General features: G+C 58.3%; 7 protein-coding genes. 5 read left to right on the plus strand and 2 right to left on the minus strand.

The genetic code is table 11. The annotated features are described in order from the left end of the window. Nucleotides 1–414: 414 nt before the first annotated feature. The 5 genes from TU73_RS10940 to TU73_RS10960 all read left to right on the plus strand — a co-directional run bounded on the left by TU73_RS10940 (nucleotide 415) and on the right by TU73_RS10960 (nucleotide 9,160). A complete protein-coding gene (locus TU73_RS10940; RefSeq protein WP_057012183.1) occupies nucleotides 415–2,034 on the plus strand; it encodes an FMN-binding glutamate synthase family protein in 1,620 nt (539 codons plus the stop codon). 12 nt (nucleotides 2,035–2,046) lie between these two features. Then, the gene (locus tag TU73_RS10945) at nucleotides 2,047–2,331 is read left to right on the plus strand and encodes a putative quinol monooxygenase (protein ID WP_057012184.1); all 285 of its coding nucleotides are present in this window, start codon (nucleotides 2,047–2,049) and stop codon (nucleotides 2,329–2,331) included. 61 nt (nucleotides 2,332–2,392) lie between these two features. Continuing rightward, entirely contained in the window at nucleotides 2,393–2,689 is a 297-nt protein-coding gene (locus TU73_RS10950; protein ID WP_057012185.1) for a cupin domain-containing protein, read from the plus strand. 132 nt (nucleotides 2,690–2,821) lie between these two features. Then, the gene (locus TU73_RS10955; protein WP_057012186.1) at nucleotides 2,822–3,952 is read left to right on the plus strand and encodes an OpgC family protein; all 1,131 of its coding nucleotides are present in this window, start codon (nucleotides 2,822–2,824) and stop codon (nucleotides 3,950–3,952) included. 99 nt (nucleotides 3,953–4,051) lie between these two features. Next, nucleotides 4,052–9,160 carry a hypothetical protein gene (locus TU73_RS10960; RefSeq protein ID WP_057012187.1) on the plus strand — a complete coding sequence of 1,703 codons (5,109 nt, stop codon included), beginning with the start codon at nucleotides 4,052–4,054 and terminating at the stop codon, nucleotides 9,158–9,160. 80 nt (nucleotides 9,161–9,240) lie between these two features. Here the strand turns inward: TU73_RS10960 and TU73_RS10965 are convergent, their stop codons facing one another. Next, nucleotides 9,241–14,448, minus strand: a complete 5,208-nt coding sequence (locus TU73_RS10965) for a dermonecrotic toxin domain-containing protein (RefSeq protein WP_057012188.1) — start codon at nucleotides 14,446–14,448, stop codon at nucleotides 9,241–9,243. Between the two features lie 288 nt (nucleotides 14,449–14,736). Continuing rightward, nucleotides 14,737–16,596, minus strand: a complete 1,860-nt coding sequence (locus TU73_RS10970) for a M3 family metallopeptidase (RefSeq protein ID WP_167347561.1) — start codon at nucleotides 16,594–16,596, stop codon at nucleotides 14,737–14,739. Between the last annotated feature and the right edge of the window lie 235 nt (nucleotides 16,597–16,831).

The following is a 16,831-nucleotide window of genomic DNA, read 5'->3' on the forward strand; positions in this document are numbered from 1 at the left end:
AACGTGCCGCGATCCAAATGTGGGAGCTGGCTTGCCTGCGAAGGCGGCCTGGCAGCGAACTGGGAAGTTGGATCAGACCGCGTACATATCCGTTATTTAAGTAACGGCCACTTAGGGTTCCGCCCTGACGTGAACTGTCCCCCAAAGTAACCAAAGGGCTCTTGCCCCACCACTCGGCACCTCGCCTTGGCTCGGCCAGCGTGGTTTAACGGGGCGCCTGAGATCAAAAGCAGATCAAGATCAAGAGCGACTTGCTTCGCATCGTGGTTACCGTCGGCTGATACAACCTACAAAGTTATGTAGATACCTATGCAGTGATGGGGTCAGACTGAATATTCCCACAGGTTGTCTATGGTTTCCTGACAAGCGCAGAATGGTGGATCGACCTGAAGAGTCCGAACCCAAGGAAACCGTATGAGCCTGTCCTTGTTAAGCCGCTACGCCTTCTTTGCTGTATGCGTCATTTTCACCCTCGCCAGCCTTCCTTTTATCGAACATGAATGGTTGTGGCCTATCACGCTCGTCACGGCTGTACTCAGCCTGATCGGTATTTTCGACCTGCTGCAAAGCCCCCACGCGGTGCGCCGCAACTACCCGATCCTGGGCAATATCCGCTACCTGGTGGAAGCCATCCGCCCGGAAATCCGCCAGTACCTGCTGGAATCCGACAGCGACGCCCTGCCCTTCTCCCGCGCCCAGCGTTCGCTGGTGTACTCGCGGGCCAAAAATGAAACCGCCGACAAACCCTTCGGCACTTTGATCGACGTGTACCAGTCGGGCTTCGAGTTCATCGGCCACTCCATGCGGCCCGCACCGCTGAGCGACCCCAGCGCCTTTCGCGTGATGGTAGGTGGCCCGCAGTGCACGCAGCCGTACTCGGCGTCGGTGTTCAATATCTCGGCGATGAGCTTCGGCTCGTTGAGCGCCAATGCGATCCGCGCACTCAACCAGGGCGCCAAGCTCGGCAACTTCGCCCACGACACCGGCGAAGGCAGCATCAGCCCCTACCACCGCGAAAACGGCGGCGACCTGACCTGGGAATTGGGCAGCGGTTATTTCGGCTGCCGCACCAGTGACGGCCGTTTCGATCCGGAACGCTTTGCCGTGCAGGCGCAGAACCCGCAAGTGCGCATGATCGAAATCAAGATGAGCCAGGGCGCCAAGCCCGGCCATGGCGGGATTCTGCCCAAGCACAAAGTCACCCAGGAAATCGCCGAGACCCGCGGCATCATAATGGGCGAAGACTGCATCTCGCCGTCACGCCACAGTGCGTTTTCCACCCCCATCGAACTGATGCAATTCATCGCCCAGTTGCGTGAACTGTCCGGCGGAAAACCAGTGGGTTTCAAGTTCTGCCTGGGCCACCCGTGGGAGTTCATGGGCATTGCCAAGGCCATGCTCGAAACCGGCATCCTCCCGGACTTTATCGTGGTGGACGGCAAGGAAGGTGGCACCGGCGCCGCCCCTGTGGAGTTCACCGACCATATCGGCGTGCCGCTGCGTGAGGGGTTGCTGTTTGTGCACAACACCCTGGTCGGCCTGAACCTGCGCGACAAAATTAAACTCGGCGCCAGCGGCAAGATCGTCAGCGCATTCGATATCGCCAGCGTCCTGGCCATCGGCGCCGACTGGGCCAACTCGGCGCGCGGTTTTATGTTCGCCATCGGCTGCATTCAGTCACAAAGTTGCCACACCAACAAATGCCCCACCGGCGTAGCGACTCAAGACCCGCTGCGCCAGCGCGCGCTGGTGGTGCCGGACAAGGCCCAACGCGTGTTCAACTTCCACCGCAACACCCTCCACGCCTTGGCGGAAATGCTCGCCGCCGCTGGCCTGGATCACCCGTCGCAATTGTCGGCCAAACACTTGGTGCGGCGGATGTCGGCGACGGAGATCAAGCTGTTCTCGCAGTTGCATGTGTTCTTGAAGCCCGGAGAATTGCTCACCGGGGACGTGAACGGCGAGTTCTATTCGCGCATGTGGCAGATGGCACGGGCGGACAGCTTTGAGCCCCATGAAACCGTTGCAGCCTGAAGGAGGCCTACCATGCTAAAAGTCATCGCGGAGGACTTTATCAAGCCCGAACACCTGGAAACCGTGCGCCCGTGGTACGCCGAATTGGTGGAAAAAACCCGCCAGGAACCGTTGTGTATCGCCTACGATTTGTTCATCGATCAAAAAGACCCGGGGCACTTTGTTTTTATTGAACAATGGCCCGATCAGGCGGCGCTGGATGCGCACTGCCAGACCGAGCACTTCAGACGGTTGGTGCCCCAGATCAATGAGCATCAAGCCAAACCATGCCGGGTCTTGTTGATGGATGCTTTCTGAAAACACCCATTGCCCGCTGAGCCGGACCACAGACGGCATCGTTAAAAACAAGGAGTCATACATGCCGTTATTGGATTTCACCGCCATCGCCGAGCAATTACCAGAAAGCTGGAAATCCATCGGCCTGGGCCAGGTTGGTCCGGCGCGGATCAAGGTATTGCGCATGGATGGGCAGGCGTATGAGGAAGAAACCCACAACTACAACGAAGGCTTGTTGGTGATCAGTGGGTACTTGCATCTGTGCATCGGTGATCAAGCCATTAGGGTGGACGCCGGCCAGATGTACCTGGTGGAAGCCGGCACTGCCCACGGTGTACTCACCGGCAGCCAAGGCATTCTGGTGATCATTGATGTCTAGAGACATTCAGTAATATCCAGCCTTTGCAATTGCTTACAAATACCGCCACCCTGCGCCCGCCCGACGTGCGGCGTACGACAACGCACGCGCTCACCTATCGTCATTCAACAACTTGTTCAAGAGCCCGCTGCCATGCTGAACGGACGCGACCCGCGCATCGATTTTTTTCGGGGCCTGGCGTTGATCTTCATTTTCTGGGATCACGTGCCCCACAACCCCCTCGCCAACGTCACCGTGCAGAACTTCGGGTTCAGTGACGCCGCGGAAATCTTCGTGTTCCTGGCCGGCTACGCGGCGGTACTGGCTTACGGCAAGATCCTGCAGCGCGACGGCTATTTCATCGCCTGTTTGAAAATCCTGCGCCGGGTGTGGACGCTCTACGTGGTGCATATTTTCCTGCTGGCGCTGTTGATGGGCATCGTGATTTTCGCCAACAGCCATATCGAAACCCGCGACCTGGTGCAGGAGATGGGCCTGGAGTATTTCCTCAACAATACCCAGCAGGCCTTGGTCGATGAGTTGCTGCTGCGCTTCAAACCCAACCTGACCGACCCGCTGCCGCTGTATATCGTGCTGATACTCAGCCTGCCCCTCACGCTGCCGTTGCTGTTGCGCGTGCCCAAGGCCACTGTGGCGATCTCGCTGGTGGTGTACCTGCTCGCACCCTGGCAGGGCTGGAACCTGCCGGCCAGCAACGGCGGGGTCTGGTACTTCAATCCCATCACCTGGCAGTGCCTGTTTATTCTCGGCGGCGCAGCGGCCTTGCGTTCAGCGCGCCCTACCGTGCAGCAGCCACTGCTGCGTCAACCGTTGTTCATCGCGGCTGCAGCGTATGTGCTGACGACCTGCATGATCGCCCTGTCATGGCGCTGGCCCGACGTGCACGATGCCTGGATGCCACACCTGATCGGAGAATGGCTGTACCCCATCAGCAAGACCGACCTGTCGCCGGTGCGCTTGCTGCACTTCCTGGCCCTGGCCTACGTCACCGCCAAATTGCTCCCCGGTGTCGGCTGGACGCAACACTGGTTGGCGCAACAACTGACGCGGATGGGGCGCTACTCCCTGGAGGTATTTTGCCTGGGTGTGGTGCTGGCGCCGTTGGCCGATATGGTCAACGCCGTGACCGGTGACAGCTTCGCCATACGACTCGTCACCGCTGTGGTGGGAGCCGTGGTCATGGCCCTGTTTGCCGCGTGGCTGGAGTTCAACAAGCGCTTGGACCAACGGCGAAGCACTGCGCCCCCCTCTCCTGCTACATAGATAGCGCCAGGCTCGCCCACCGTGGTGGTTCCATTTCTGTCCACTTAAACAGTGAAAGGGTTGCCTATAGGGTTGCTCTTCTCGACAGGAACCCCACGGATGACCCCGCTGAATCAAAGCAAGAGCCTGCGCCGCGATGGCGACAGGCTGATGACCAGTGCCTTGGTCGAACATCTCAAGGCCGCCACGCCAACGTCCGGCGCATCATTGCCGATCCCCACCCAGAGTTCTCTGGGCTGCTGGTTGCAGCTGTACCGCCAGGCGTTCGAGCGCCCACGCTTCCTGGACTGGGCCCGGCGGCAGTCGTTGAACCTGGCTGACCTCAGGGTACACAACGGTACGCTGCATACCCAAAGTGAAACCTTCACCCTTGACGACCAGAGTGACTGGTACCAGCTCGCGCCTCCCATCCTGGCCATCAGCCGGGTACTCGACCCCGACGCGATGGGCTTGCCGTTTCCCGGCGAACACCCGGCACTGAGCGCCCGACAGATTCTGAGGTTTTACGGATACCCACAGCCGACCACGGGCGCCCTGCGAGGCGCTCTGATTGACACCTTAAGCCAGCTGCAATCGTTTTTCTGGCGCGCCGAATCGCCGTTGTCAGAAGCCTTCAAACAATTGGAAGAAGACCGTCAGACAGTGGCGCAGCAGCTGGTGGCCGGGATCGAAGCAGAGGATGACAACGACCGCGCATTCAGCCTGTTCACCCTGTACCGTATCCGCTGCTGGCTGACCTCACTCTCGTTTTGGGCGACCAGCATGGCAACCGCCTCGGCCCTGCTCCAGGGCATTACTGAACACCCGAAGTTCCTGGCACTGGAGCAAACCAGGGACCTGGACCCCGAGCACTATCTCTTTGACGTCACTCGGCAGTCGATCAGGGGAGCGGGGCCCAGTGGTACACCGCTCGAAATCGACTACGAACATCTTGCCCAGTTGCCTCTGGATGGCGTCTTTGAACGCTTGCAAGCCCTGGCAAACGCCATGCAGCTGTCTATCTCCCTGGATGGCAAATTCAACCTTGCGCAACTGCTTGCCCTGCATGAACTGCCTTTACCCGATACCCGCGAAGCAGCCTGGGACCTGATAGGACAGTTGCGGCGCCCGTCCCCCGTCAGCGTTCCGCCGATTTGCGACCAGGCCGATTCCGACATGGCCATGCAGGTGCATCGGCAATCGCTCATCATAGAACGCGAGCGCGATAACCAAGCCCACGCCCAAGGCTCCCGGCTCGCATGGGGGCCGCCGGTAAAGCCGCGCCTGGGCAATTATTGGGAAGGCCTGGGCCTGCCCCAATCCGGCGCATTGACGCTGTCGGCCGAGCAACGCGTCACGGTCGTGAACATCACTCGCAGGTTTCTGCCACAGCCCAATCAAGGGCTGCTTGAACTGTTGAGCGCCGACCTGTTACCCGGCCCACACGAGGAACAGGTGTACCAGCTACTGGCCCGTCCAGCCGCGCAAATATTGGCCGATCAATTAATCGACGCCATGCAATGGTACGGTCATGCCCCAGGTCAGTTGGCCAACCGCTCCAGTCGTGACACCTTGGTGCTGAGCGCCTTGATCCTGGATCTCGACCCCCAGGCCGGTCAAACCCGTTACACCCTCGCCGGCCTCAACCTGAACCACCGCGATTGTTGGGGCCACCGCTATACAGACCTTCGCCGCACAGTGGAACTGCACCTGATCGAGAGCGGTGCCGCCACCTCGCGCTCCACCGCATTGGCTGCGCACCTGCTGCTGGCCGGTATCGCCCCGGAGTTTCTGGTGGGCAAGCTCCCCGACTCGCTGTACTTCATGACCTCCCATGCCTGGTTGCTGTTAAAGCAAGGTGTGATGCTGGCGGAAGCGCTCGCCTGCGGCTCATCGCGGCACCTGCGGTTCAACGACATCGTAGCGCTCGCCACCCAGGAGCTGGACGCGGCCGAACAACCCCTGTGGCGTACTCACTACACCACCAGCACCTTGATTGACTGGGGGCTTGCACAGGGCCAACTGCCTAGCGGCGATGAGCACGACACCTATAACCTTGAGAACATCCACACACTTCAAAACACCCTCACAGCACGTGTCGATGCGTTGGGCGATGCGTCCAAAACCTTACGAACCACGCTCGTCACACGCCGTCGTATTGCGCTCAATGACTTGAAAAAAATATTCCGGGGAAACAGGTTACTGAAGAGAAAATGCCTGCGCTGGGGACAGGGGCCACTGCGGCGACCGTCTTATCTCCCAGCCCACGGCACACAGCTGCAATCGCTGGTCGACCTGCACATGAGTGGAGCCCTTCAGGCTATCGCGCAGCAGTGGAACTCGGTCGACCCGGCGCTGAATTTGACCGAGATGAAACAGCACTTCAGCCGACTGAACAATGTCAACAACCTGTTCCAAGAGGCCAGCGTCGCCCATGTCGCGCGCCTCAAGGAGGCCTATACCACTGTCATCCGTTACCTGCTCGCACAATTACCCTTCAAGGATCGCGAGCACTTGCAAAAAGCCGCCGTGCAATTGCTGGTACTGAGGCAACCGGCGAACAAGCCACAGATCGAAGAACAACCGGGGCAGAAAATGGCCCGCACCGGCCGCTTCGGCTTGATCCTGCGGTGCGAGGAGCTGAACGGCCACCATGACTACGAACTGTTCCCCCTGTTGAACCTGGCGTATAAAAACCTCCGCCTTCCACACACCTTGGACCTGGGAGGCACTCCTCTGACGGTCAAGACGGGCAGCCCCCATAGCACGCAGCCGACCTCGCAGCTGCATCTGGGTAGTTCGCTGGCCCTTGACGAAGCAGCCTACATGACCGGCAGCCCACCCAGAGCGGATCAGTCTTCAACGGTCATCATCGATCGGTTGTGGCGCGTGGAGGCATCGGAGTCCGCCAGCCAGGCGCTGACGTTCGATTCGCCCAGGGCCTTCACCCTGGCGACGGCCATCGTCAATCAACACTTCTTCCTCGACATCGATGCCCTGGTGGTACAAGCCAGAGGCTCAACACTCCAGGAAGACCGCCAGAAGACCGCAGAAGCGGTTTACCAGGCGTTGCTGGGCCTGATCCCGTTGTGGTCATGCACTCAGGATCTGGCCTCGGGCGATACGAAACGCATGATCGCGGGCGCCTATGGGTGCTTCTTCGATGTGTTTGGCCTGCTTGCACCCACCAAAGGCTTACTGCTCACCGGCATGGCGCGCCTGGGCAAAGCCGCGCCCGCCTACATCAAGCTGCTGCAACTGGCCACGCTGGGCGCCACCTACCTGAATGCGGTATTCAATCCTTTCGACAGCTTGCCGTCATTGCTACGCCTGGGCCGTCATGGCCTGGTACGTCTGAATCAAGCCGGCATGCGCGCATTGGAGGGCGCTGTCCGGCATACGCGCCTGCGGCTGGCACCCGGGGCCGCCGTTGACTACACCCGCTTGCTCAACAGAGCCGACATCGCACCCGCCACCCTGATGCATGCCGATGGGGTGACGCAGGTGCTGGCGATAAAACGCGCCAGCGCCTGGTATGCCTTCGACCCTATCAGTGCAAGACCTTATGGGCCGCCGCTTGCAGACCTGCGGCTGGACACGGCGATAACGGTCATCCCGTACCGCTCGGTGGATGGCTATAAGGCCAGGATGACCGAAACACTCTTCGACAAGCCACCGCTGCTGATTCAGCGTGCCAACGCCACCGACCTGCTGGACCAAGGCCGCGTGTGGCGCTTACCCCACGATGGGGCCACACACATGAACGAACTCACCTCACCGACCTATGCCCGGCAAGTCGATACCTTCGACAATCTGTGCACGATACGTAGAAATAAACGCAGCCCCGTCCCTATCGTCTGCTTCACTAAAAAACTGCATGAATATGCGCATTCGATCCACTTGCGCCGGGTCCAGGCGCTGGACCATGTTCGCCTGATACCCGCTCCGTTGGCCGGCGAACAAAAGCGTCAACTGGTCTATTACCGATGCATCCATGAAGTAACGCCGCGCGTTACCGAATTCGAACTGACACCGCTGCCTGCATCGGCCCCCCTGACTTACAAAACCCACATCACCGGCAGACGCATTGATAACGAGCCCCAGTTCGGCCTACCGGTAGACGATCTGGACACCGTGCTTAGCCGACAGACTCAGGTGGTAGAACTCGACGGCATCGTTGACGGCATCAACGACAGCCGCACCCTGAGAGCGTTGCTGGTCAGTGTGCCTGGTACGGACCACTGGGTGGTCGAAGCCGATGTCGGCGTCTTTTATCGAGTGCCCGCAATATCCATCGGGCCTGGCGCTCTGCGCTTTGAACAACTGGATTACAGCGTCGGTGGCGAGCATGTCGCACTGATCGATGCCTTTGGTGAACGCAAAAATCAATTCTTGAAAGCGGCGGAGCGCCTACCCGACCAGCCATTGGTTGCACTGCCGACGCTGGAAGTCTTGTATCGACAGTTAGCTCGCCGTGGCGTCAGCGCCGAAAAAATCGAGCGGGTCCGTGAGCGGGCCGCAAGCCTTAGAACCATCAAGCAACGCGAGCTGCTGCTCCACCTCAGCGACCAAGGACGCAGCTTGAACTTCAACTTCGTGTCCCGTCCTGTGCAGCTCGATATCTGGCCGCCCCGACCTGACACACCCGCACGACCTACTGCCTGGCAGATCAATCGCCACCTGGCCGAAAAAGCCAACGCCAGCACCTCGGCGCTGATAGAGAGAACCCAGCTCAAGTCCGCCAATGTCCAAGGCCCCACGCTGGATGAACTACGCCGGGTGCAGGAGGCCCAGTCCGTGGTGATGTGGGAGTACAGCAAGATCGGCCAGCCGCACTACACGGAGATCATCCTCAAGACCGGTGCCGGCAATTGCGATCAGATGGCCCATGCGGCGTGCGAAATGATACGAACCAATGGCGGGACGGCCCAGGTCTGGGTCTGCCAGGTTCACACCTTTGTCGTGGTGGGCACCCTACCCGCGGGCTTGAACCTGACGTTGGATTTCCAGGAAAGCGGGTGGGCCGATTTATGGATCAGTGATCCTTGGGCGGCCATCACTTGCCCGGCAAAGGAGTACATGAGAACGCTGCATATAAAAATGCTCACCTGGGACCTTGAAGATATTGCGGTGTTTTTCAACGACGGGAACGCCTATCGCTGGGCGCGAGCTAACGACCCGGACTGGTTGCGGTTGTTACTCACCACGCCCAAACAGCCACGGCCATAAAGGCCGCACACAAAAACCCCCGGTCCGTCAATTAACGGCCCGGGGATTTTTTCAACACCCATCTCGATGAGCATTACGAGTCAGGGCGAATCGCTGGTTGCACCAACAGGTCTCTCTTTTCGACGTCCCAGTTGTGCAATCAGGTAGGCGACGGAGTCGGCGTTGTTAAGTACCGTAATGATGCGTTTAAGCGGATCGGTACGGAAAACCCGCCGGGCATCGGCAAGGGTCTGGGTGCCAGTGACGCTGAGCAGCCTGTCGAGCACAGGCTGTGTTGACGTGCCCTTGGCCGGGTCTGTTTTGAGGCCGGTTGCAATATCGACAACCTTGAACAACTCCCGGATCGGGGTATTGAGCGACAGCCTTGCAAGATGGCGGTTTTCCAGGGCTATTTTAGTTTTACTGCCCTCAGGTGTTTGGGGGTCAATCAGGTCATGAAAGGGATGGGCGGAATGCACGTAAGCCAAGTCCAGCGTCTCACATACATGATGGGTGATTTCGTGAATAAGGGTGGTCGCACGGGCATGGACGCTGACATAGAACGGTTTCATCAGCAAATGACTGTATTTCAGGCCCGGACTGAAAAACGCCTCGGTCAAGTACACCAGCTGAAGGGGGTCGGGGACAATCGTAAAGGCCATCAACGTGTGTACGCCCTGAAGGGCCGGCACCCGCGAACGACCAATGACAAATCGCGTAGAGTTCGAGGAGGTCAGTGAGGGCTCCATCAACGCAATGCATACCTTGTCGACGGTCTCCTGAATTTTTTCAAGGTGTTCGACCTCAAGCGTCTGCAAACCGAAAAACGTTTTGATTTGGCTGACGAGCTCAGGTGCAGCAAGGGGCGTTTGTATGATCAGGCGCAAATTTTCCTGGGCGTTCTGTGTATAAAACGTCGCCAGAGCAAGTGCATCGGTGATAAGCCAAGATTCCCGAGCGTAAAGCGCTCGAATCTCGCGCATTCCGCTGGCCAGGATATTCATACTGGAGCGCGCAAATGGCTCGGAGTAAAAGCGATTAGTCAATCGTGCAAGGGTTCGTCGCCCCGTCAGCAATAGGTCAGTGCTACTGAGCATCCACTGTTGTCGAGTGTTGCTGTGCACCACAGGGCCGACTTCGCCATCACCGGTGATGCGCCAATCCAGGCCGTGCTTGATGACTTGGAACACTTTCCCTGCCACCGCCGCGTAGTAGTGGTTGGAGGCCGATAGGTAAAGGTTGAGTGAGGTGTCTTTGCTCAGGCTGGCCAGGCTCGGCTCAAGGGCTTCGAAACGCTGGAGCCGGGTGCGTGGCGCAGCGGTAATGTCCAGCGCGGGCCAGGACACCACAGAGGTCGCAGGCGTGGGAGGCGACGGGCTCGGCTCGGGCGCCGCAGGTATGCCGCCCTCTGATACGGGAGGCATGGAATCGCGCAAAGCGACCAGCAAGGCGACACCGCTTATAAAATGCCCCAGTGCCTCATGCCATTGGTGGGCTTGCAGCTCCTCGGCAGACGCTTTGAACAGTTTATAGCTCTGCCAGACCAAGAAGGGGTAAGCCAGTTTGCCGGCAAAAAACACAACAGCCTGCTGCACCCCCTCGGAGAACACGGCTTTGGCCGTCTCCCAAGCAGTGCCTGCATTGGCCGTTTTTTGGCAGCCCAGCAGCGTTGTCAGCAATTCGACATTGTCGGTGAACAGCTGTTTGAACAGAGGCGCATTGATGGGGTTGCATGCCAGTTGGAGGGGGGTACTGGCTTGGGGTTGCTCCAGCGCGCTTGTCAGTGCCGAGAGGTCAACGGCCGGGACCACCTGTCGAAGCCAAGTCTGTAAGGCACCGGAGGCTGTCAGCTCAGCACGCAGAGCGGCCTCAACGGTGTATTCCTTGAGGGTGTAGCCAGGACTGTAGGGAGCATAAAGAACTTGAGGCCCCTCTGCACATGAGGCGGGACCGATCAGGTAAGCCCCAGGGACCTTGATCGTTTTCTTTCCGGCATCGACCAACAGCTCCAGCGGGCGGATCATGGCGTTGGCGCCCACCACTGTCGCACGGGCGATCGCATCGGGCATGTCCATGATCTGTTGAATGAGCCCGAAGGCCGCCGGTGAAAGCTGGCCTTGCAACGTCATGCTGTGAGCGTATTGCATCAGTTGCCACGGCAGTTGCTTGGCAAATCGCGTAAACCGCTGCTCAAAGTCCGGGCTGGCAGGGCCCAGGAAGGACTTGATATACGTTTGGTAAGCCGCATTGATGTTCAGCGCCTGTATCCGCGTTTTCAGCGTCTGCGCATCCAGGGTGGAGGGCAACGGCGTTGTACCGGTACTGGCGAAGAGAGGCACCTCATCGTTCCAATACGATTGATGACTCAAGGCATAGTCCAGCAGCGACTGGTTGCGGGCCGGCGTACTGCCCTGCGCGGGCAGCCCCACTTCGATTTCGTCAGGTGTGACGCTGCCCTGATCGTCAAGCTCCTTGAGTAAAGCGCTGAGTTTCTTGCGCGTGAACTGAGCCAGCGAGTCGATCCCGTGCAGGTAATCCTGATTGTCGGTGACGTTGTTTCGATATTGCTCCAACAATTCGACATGGAGCTGTTGATCGACGGCACTGGCGTTGCCGAACCATTGCAAACCCTGTTGCAGGATCATGGCCTGGACCATGTCCATGGCACGCTGCACGTTGGTGGGAGCCAGGTCTTGTGTGGCTTGAACTTGCCACAGCTTGCGCAACTGTTCGACCGACAGTTTCATGGACAGGATTTGCGCCAGTTCACGGTCTTTTTGTTGAGCATAGGTTCGTTGCAAGTGCTCGACGAGGTTGCCTTCGATCAGTTCAAGGGAACTGAGCGCATAGGTCGGGTGTGAATGCCAGTCCGGTTGCGCCAGGTTCGCCAGGAAAACCTGGCGTTCGTCCGGGATTGCCAGGCGTCGATCCACCTCTGCTTTGAAGTGACTCAATGAGTGGAAACTTTCCAGGCCCAGCGCGGGCGTCCACAACAGTGTGCGACCGCAATACTGAGGGTCAAGCCCGCCGCGCTCGGTCAGCACGAAACAGTTAATGAGTACCCGCGGAGTATTTTGCCCAACAGGTGTGACGCTCAAAGAAAACGCGTCAGGGCGAAATCCGTTGACACTAAGGCGTAAGTCTCTGGCGTAAATACCCAGTACGGTCAAGAGCACTTCGTAGTCGGGGCGTAATAAAGCGTTGTTCCAAAGCCTGAGCTGCGTTTCTCCGGTCAAGCCCATCTCCATTGCTTTTCTCAGCAGGGGCTCCATGTTGGGGGATACGCTGTGGGTTCTACGCAGATACTGGTTAAAACCGTCGACGGCACTGTCGATCAGCGTATTGAAGGTGGTGAGCTCCAAGCTTGAGATCTTAGTGGCGGGTTTGTCAGGAGCGGTTGAGTAGACGTGGGTGTTCAGCGGGTCGATGAGTGGATCCACTTCGCCACATAAACGTGCCAGGAAATAGTCGACCATGCGGCTCGATGACAGCAACTGAGGTGTGGCAGTGTCGCTCGAGGGGCTGCTGTATTGGCGGACCGAGAGGCATGCAGCCTGCAGGTGTTGCTGCCCGATAGCGTACAGTCTGGTGTTGAGATAGGTGGTGGCGCAATGCTCAAGCGAAGGGCGAAACGCTACGTGCCGTTCGATTTCGGCGCTGATGTTTTCGAGCAAATGTACGGTGGTGCGCATTGCAGAGAGCGTTGGCGGAATGCTGGGTTCTGTCACCGTCGCCGTCCAGGTGTCTGCCAACTGGGTACTCCAGCGCCCCATGGGTTCGAAGGTCAGTAACTTTGGATCAATCATGCCACGCACATCCAGCACGTTATCCACCAGGGCGTCGATGTCCATCGTGCCCTGGCTCAGGCGGTACTGATCGAGCGCGTACTCAAGGTTGCAACCTTGTTTTTCAATGATGCCCTCCATGATGCTTTGGAAAATAACCTCGGTGATCGGGGCTTGGGTGACATCGCGAGCCAACAGCTCGGCTTCGCTATAGCGCTGCGACCTGGACAGGTGTTTTCTCCAGGCATCGGAATGCTGTCGGGGGTTGAGACGCTCGATAAGGTGGGTTTTCAGCGCATCCAGTTCGCTAAACGTTTGCAGGCCTTGGTAGGGGGTATAAAGCAGCCAGGGCGAGTCATCCGCGTTCTTTTTAGTGCTGATGATGAGTGTGCCTGCCAGCTCAACAGGGGACTGGTCAGGCGCTTTCAGCAGTGCCTTTTCAACATTCATGGCCGGAGCAAGCGTTGCCGCAGGGAGCGCAGCCTTGAGCGGCAAGGCCTGTAGTTGCAAACGCTGGTCAACCGTAATCGTTGTTTGCTGTTGCTGGTCCAGCGCCACCGTGAAAAAGGCATTGGCCATGGCATGGGTAAACAGTTGCAGCCGTGAGCATCCGGTGGAAGCAGGCTGCTCCCAGAATGTCTTGGGCTGTTGCTTCATATGGGCTTTCAAGCCCCGGGCCAACCCTCGGACGCAGGCTTCCCAACGCAACTGATCGTCAACCGCCTGAATGGGCTGCTGGGTATCAGGGACATGTTGGGGGTTGTAGTAGCGCCGGGTTTCCCCCGCAGGCCAGCCATTGGCAACGAAATACCTGAGGACGGTTTCGCTCAAGGAGCGGGTGGTCGTGTGTCGGGACGTTGGCGTACCAGAGTTGCCTGATTCGCTGGAGGCATCGATGACATAACTCTGCACCTGGATCTGGCGATGATCGACACCCGTAAAAGACTGCGCCAACTCAGTGGAAATGTATTCATCCAGCAGAGAAGTGAAACTGGGCAGTTTGAGCAGCTCCTCGCGCATCAGACGGGCATTTTCAAGCAGGTTATTGGAAAGGGTCGTTTGTTGTGCTTCGAAGACAGCGCCGGCCACGGTATGCGCGGTAATCGTCAGAGTCGCAGTGGGCGTCAGGGTGACTTGCTGGGAGATGGAAAGATAATCAAGCAACCCTTGGCGCTGCGACGCGTCTTTGAGCCACGCCCCCAGTTGCGTCTTGAGTGTTTCATGGCTTTCCAGCTTTTCCAGACCACGCGCTGGCGTATAGAGAAAAACCCCTCCTTGCGGAGCGGGGCTCATGACGAATGCGCCCGCCAGTTCAATAGCCGGTTGACCGAGCACGTTCAGTTGCAGGGTTTGCACGTGCATCGGCGCTTTTTGTGCCCGCCGCAAAGCGTCGGTGGCCAGATAGACGGAGTCGAGCCAGTCAAGGTCCTTGAGGGTGAAGTTGCGTGTGCGTTGGCGCTCGCTCAGCTGTGTGCGATCGGTTTGGGTTTCACTGAAAAAATACGGTGGGTTGTCAGTAACCATTGAGTGCTCTCCATGCCGGATTGGCTGCAGAGGTGAGCAGCCGTGAGTGATCTGAGAGGATCACTCTGGCGTTTCAAGTTTCAATCGAGAGCTACATATGCACCCGCGCTTCATGCCCTAATGCCGTTCAGTTAAGCGAACACAATGCTCAAAGCAACGAGGATCAAATGTGGGAGCTGGCTTGCCTGCGATGGCGGTTTATCAGTTACAGATTAGTTGACTGACCCACCGCCATCGCAGGCAAGCCAGCTCCCACAGGAAATTTGCGCTTAACTGAACGGCATTACCTCATACCCCGGTGGAATGCTCGACGCATCGCCCACCTTCACCCCGAAAAAGCGCCAGCGAGCTCGACAGCGTACGGGTATCCCCCTCAGTGATGAACAGGTCACGGAAGGCTTTCCCGGTCTGCGGGTTGAACAGGCCATCACGCTCAAACCGTTCAAAAGCCTTGCGGGCCAGGACACCAGACCACGCGTAGGAATACATTTTGGCCCCATAGCTGCCCATCGGTTGTTCGAAACTGTTGATCGGGCGCGCGCCATCAGGCCACTGCATATATCCGACTTCACGGTTGACCTGGGTGAAAACCTCATGGGGTGTACGTCCGTCGCCGTAGGTACGGTGCAATTCGAAGTCGACGAGGCCTGTGAGTAAAACGCTGGCGGTTTCCTGACTGGTCTGAGTGTGAACAAATCGGCTCATTTGATGGGCCACATCGTCAGGCAAGGGATCTTGCGTTTGGAAATGGCCGGACAGCCAGATCAGGAACGAGGGAGTAAAGCAGAACTGCTCCAACACTTGCCCGAAGAACTCCGCCGTATCATGGCTTAACTGGCCCATACCGGAAATCGCCCGGTAGGGAGCGGCGCTCAACAGGTGCTGCAGGCAGTGGCCGAATTCATGCAATAAGACCCTCAATTGCAGATGATCCAGTAAGCAGGGCTGGGTCGCTGTAGGTCGTGGCAACTGGCTGCGTAGCACGGCTATGGGCCGTTGTGGACGCCCCTCGGCCGTCATCCGGTGATTGCGCAAGCCCGAGGCGGCGCCAATCTCGCCGCCCGCCACACGACGATAAGGGTCAATAAACAAATGTCCGATCGGCTGCGCGTATTCCCTGAGTTCAAATACCCGCACATCCGGGTGCCAGGTATCGACAGTGGTTTGTTCGATCAGCTCAACGCCGAACAGGGTTTGGGTGAACGTGCACAATCGTTGCAGCACCGTTTCCAACGGGAAGTAGTTGCGCACTGCGTCCTGGGAAACCCCAGCCACGGCCTGGCGAATTTTCTCCGAGAAATAGTTGTAATCCCAGGGTGCCAGGGCATCGATCCCCCGTTGCGCGGCATAGCGTTGCAGTTGTTGTGTCTCATAGGCAAATGTCGTGCGGGCCTGATCAATCTGCTGGTGCACAAATGCCGTGACCTCATCGGTCGACTCCGCCATTTGCTCCACCAACGCCAACTCGGCGAAGTTGGCATAGCCCAGCAGTAGTGCTTTCTGGTGACGACTGTCGAGCAACACGGTCAGCACCAGTTCATTGTCGGTGGCAATGGCGTCAGGGCCCGTGCCCACGGCACGGCTGTAGTAAGCCAGCATCATTTCCTGACGCAAGGCTCGATGGTCGGCATAGCTCATCACATCCCGAAAGCACTGCTCGCAAAGGGTTACTAACCAGCCATCCAGGCCTGCGTCCCGAGCCGCGACCTCCATGCGTGCCAGGGCCGAATCAGGCAACCCGCTCAGCAGCGCCTTGTCTTGGATGTGCTTACGCCATGCATGGTTGGAATCTCGCACGCGGTGCAGGAATTCCTGACTGAGTTCGTCGATTTGCAGGTTCAACGCTTTCAGCTTCAGTTGCTGCTCAGCAGAGAGATCAAGGCCAGCCAAGTGGTACTTGCGCAATATTTTACGCAACGCGCTTTGGCGTTGTTCATTGAAAAGGGCCGCGATCGGGCTATCGGCAAGTTGTCGATGGAGCTGATACAGGTCATTGTTCGCGGCCAACTCGGCGCGGTACTGCATTGCAAGCTCATAACTGCGGTGTGATGCCAGCTTCCATGCCGCCCCTTGGGGAAGGGAGTCAAACAGTTCAATGATTTTGAGAACGCTATCCAGACGGGCCTCCAACGCCTCAACTGCTTGCACCAGGTCATCCCAGGTGGGGAATGGCGCCTGGCTGGCAATGATCGTGGCGGTGGTGTTGCGGCTTTCAGCGATGATCTGCTCAATGGCGGGCACCAAGTGCTCTGCTCGGATGGCTGAGAACGGTGGCAAGTCGAAGGGCAGTAGAAGTGGATTGCTTTCGGACATGACGTCACTCTGCAAAGGTAGCTGTCGAAGCAGCCAGCCTAGGGAATGAATCATCGTTGAAGGGATAGAT

It is taken from the genome of Pseudomonas libanensis, from assembly GCF_001439685.1.
Classification (GTDB): Bacteria; Pseudomonadota; Gammaproteobacteria; order Pseudomonadales; family Pseudomonadaceae; genus Aquipseudomonas; species Aquipseudomonas libanensis.

Coding starts and splice junctions, on each gene's coding strand:
- TU73_RS10940 (WP_057012183.1), top strand. CDS start 415: ATGAGCCTGTCCTTGTTAAGCCGCTACGCCTTCTTTGCTGTATGCGTC.
- TU73_RS10945 (WP_057012184.1), top strand. CDS start 2,047: ATGCTAAAAGTCATCGCGGAGGACTTTATCAAGCCCGAACACCTGGAA.
- TU73_RS10950 (WP_057012185.1), top strand. CDS start 2,393: ATGCCGTTATTGGATTTCACCGCCATCGCCGAGCAATTACCAGAAAGC.
- TU73_RS10955 (WP_057012186.1), top strand. CDS start 2,822: ATGCTGAACGGACGCGACCCGCGCATCGATTTTTTTCGGGGCCTGGCG.
- TU73_RS10960 (WP_057012187.1), top strand. CDS start 4,052: ATGACCCCGCTGAATCAAAGCAAGAGCCTGCGCCGCGATGGCGACAGG.
- TU73_RS10965 (WP_057012188.1), bottom strand. CDS start 14,448: ATGGTTACTGACAACCCACCGTATTTTTTCAGTGAAACCCAAACCGAT.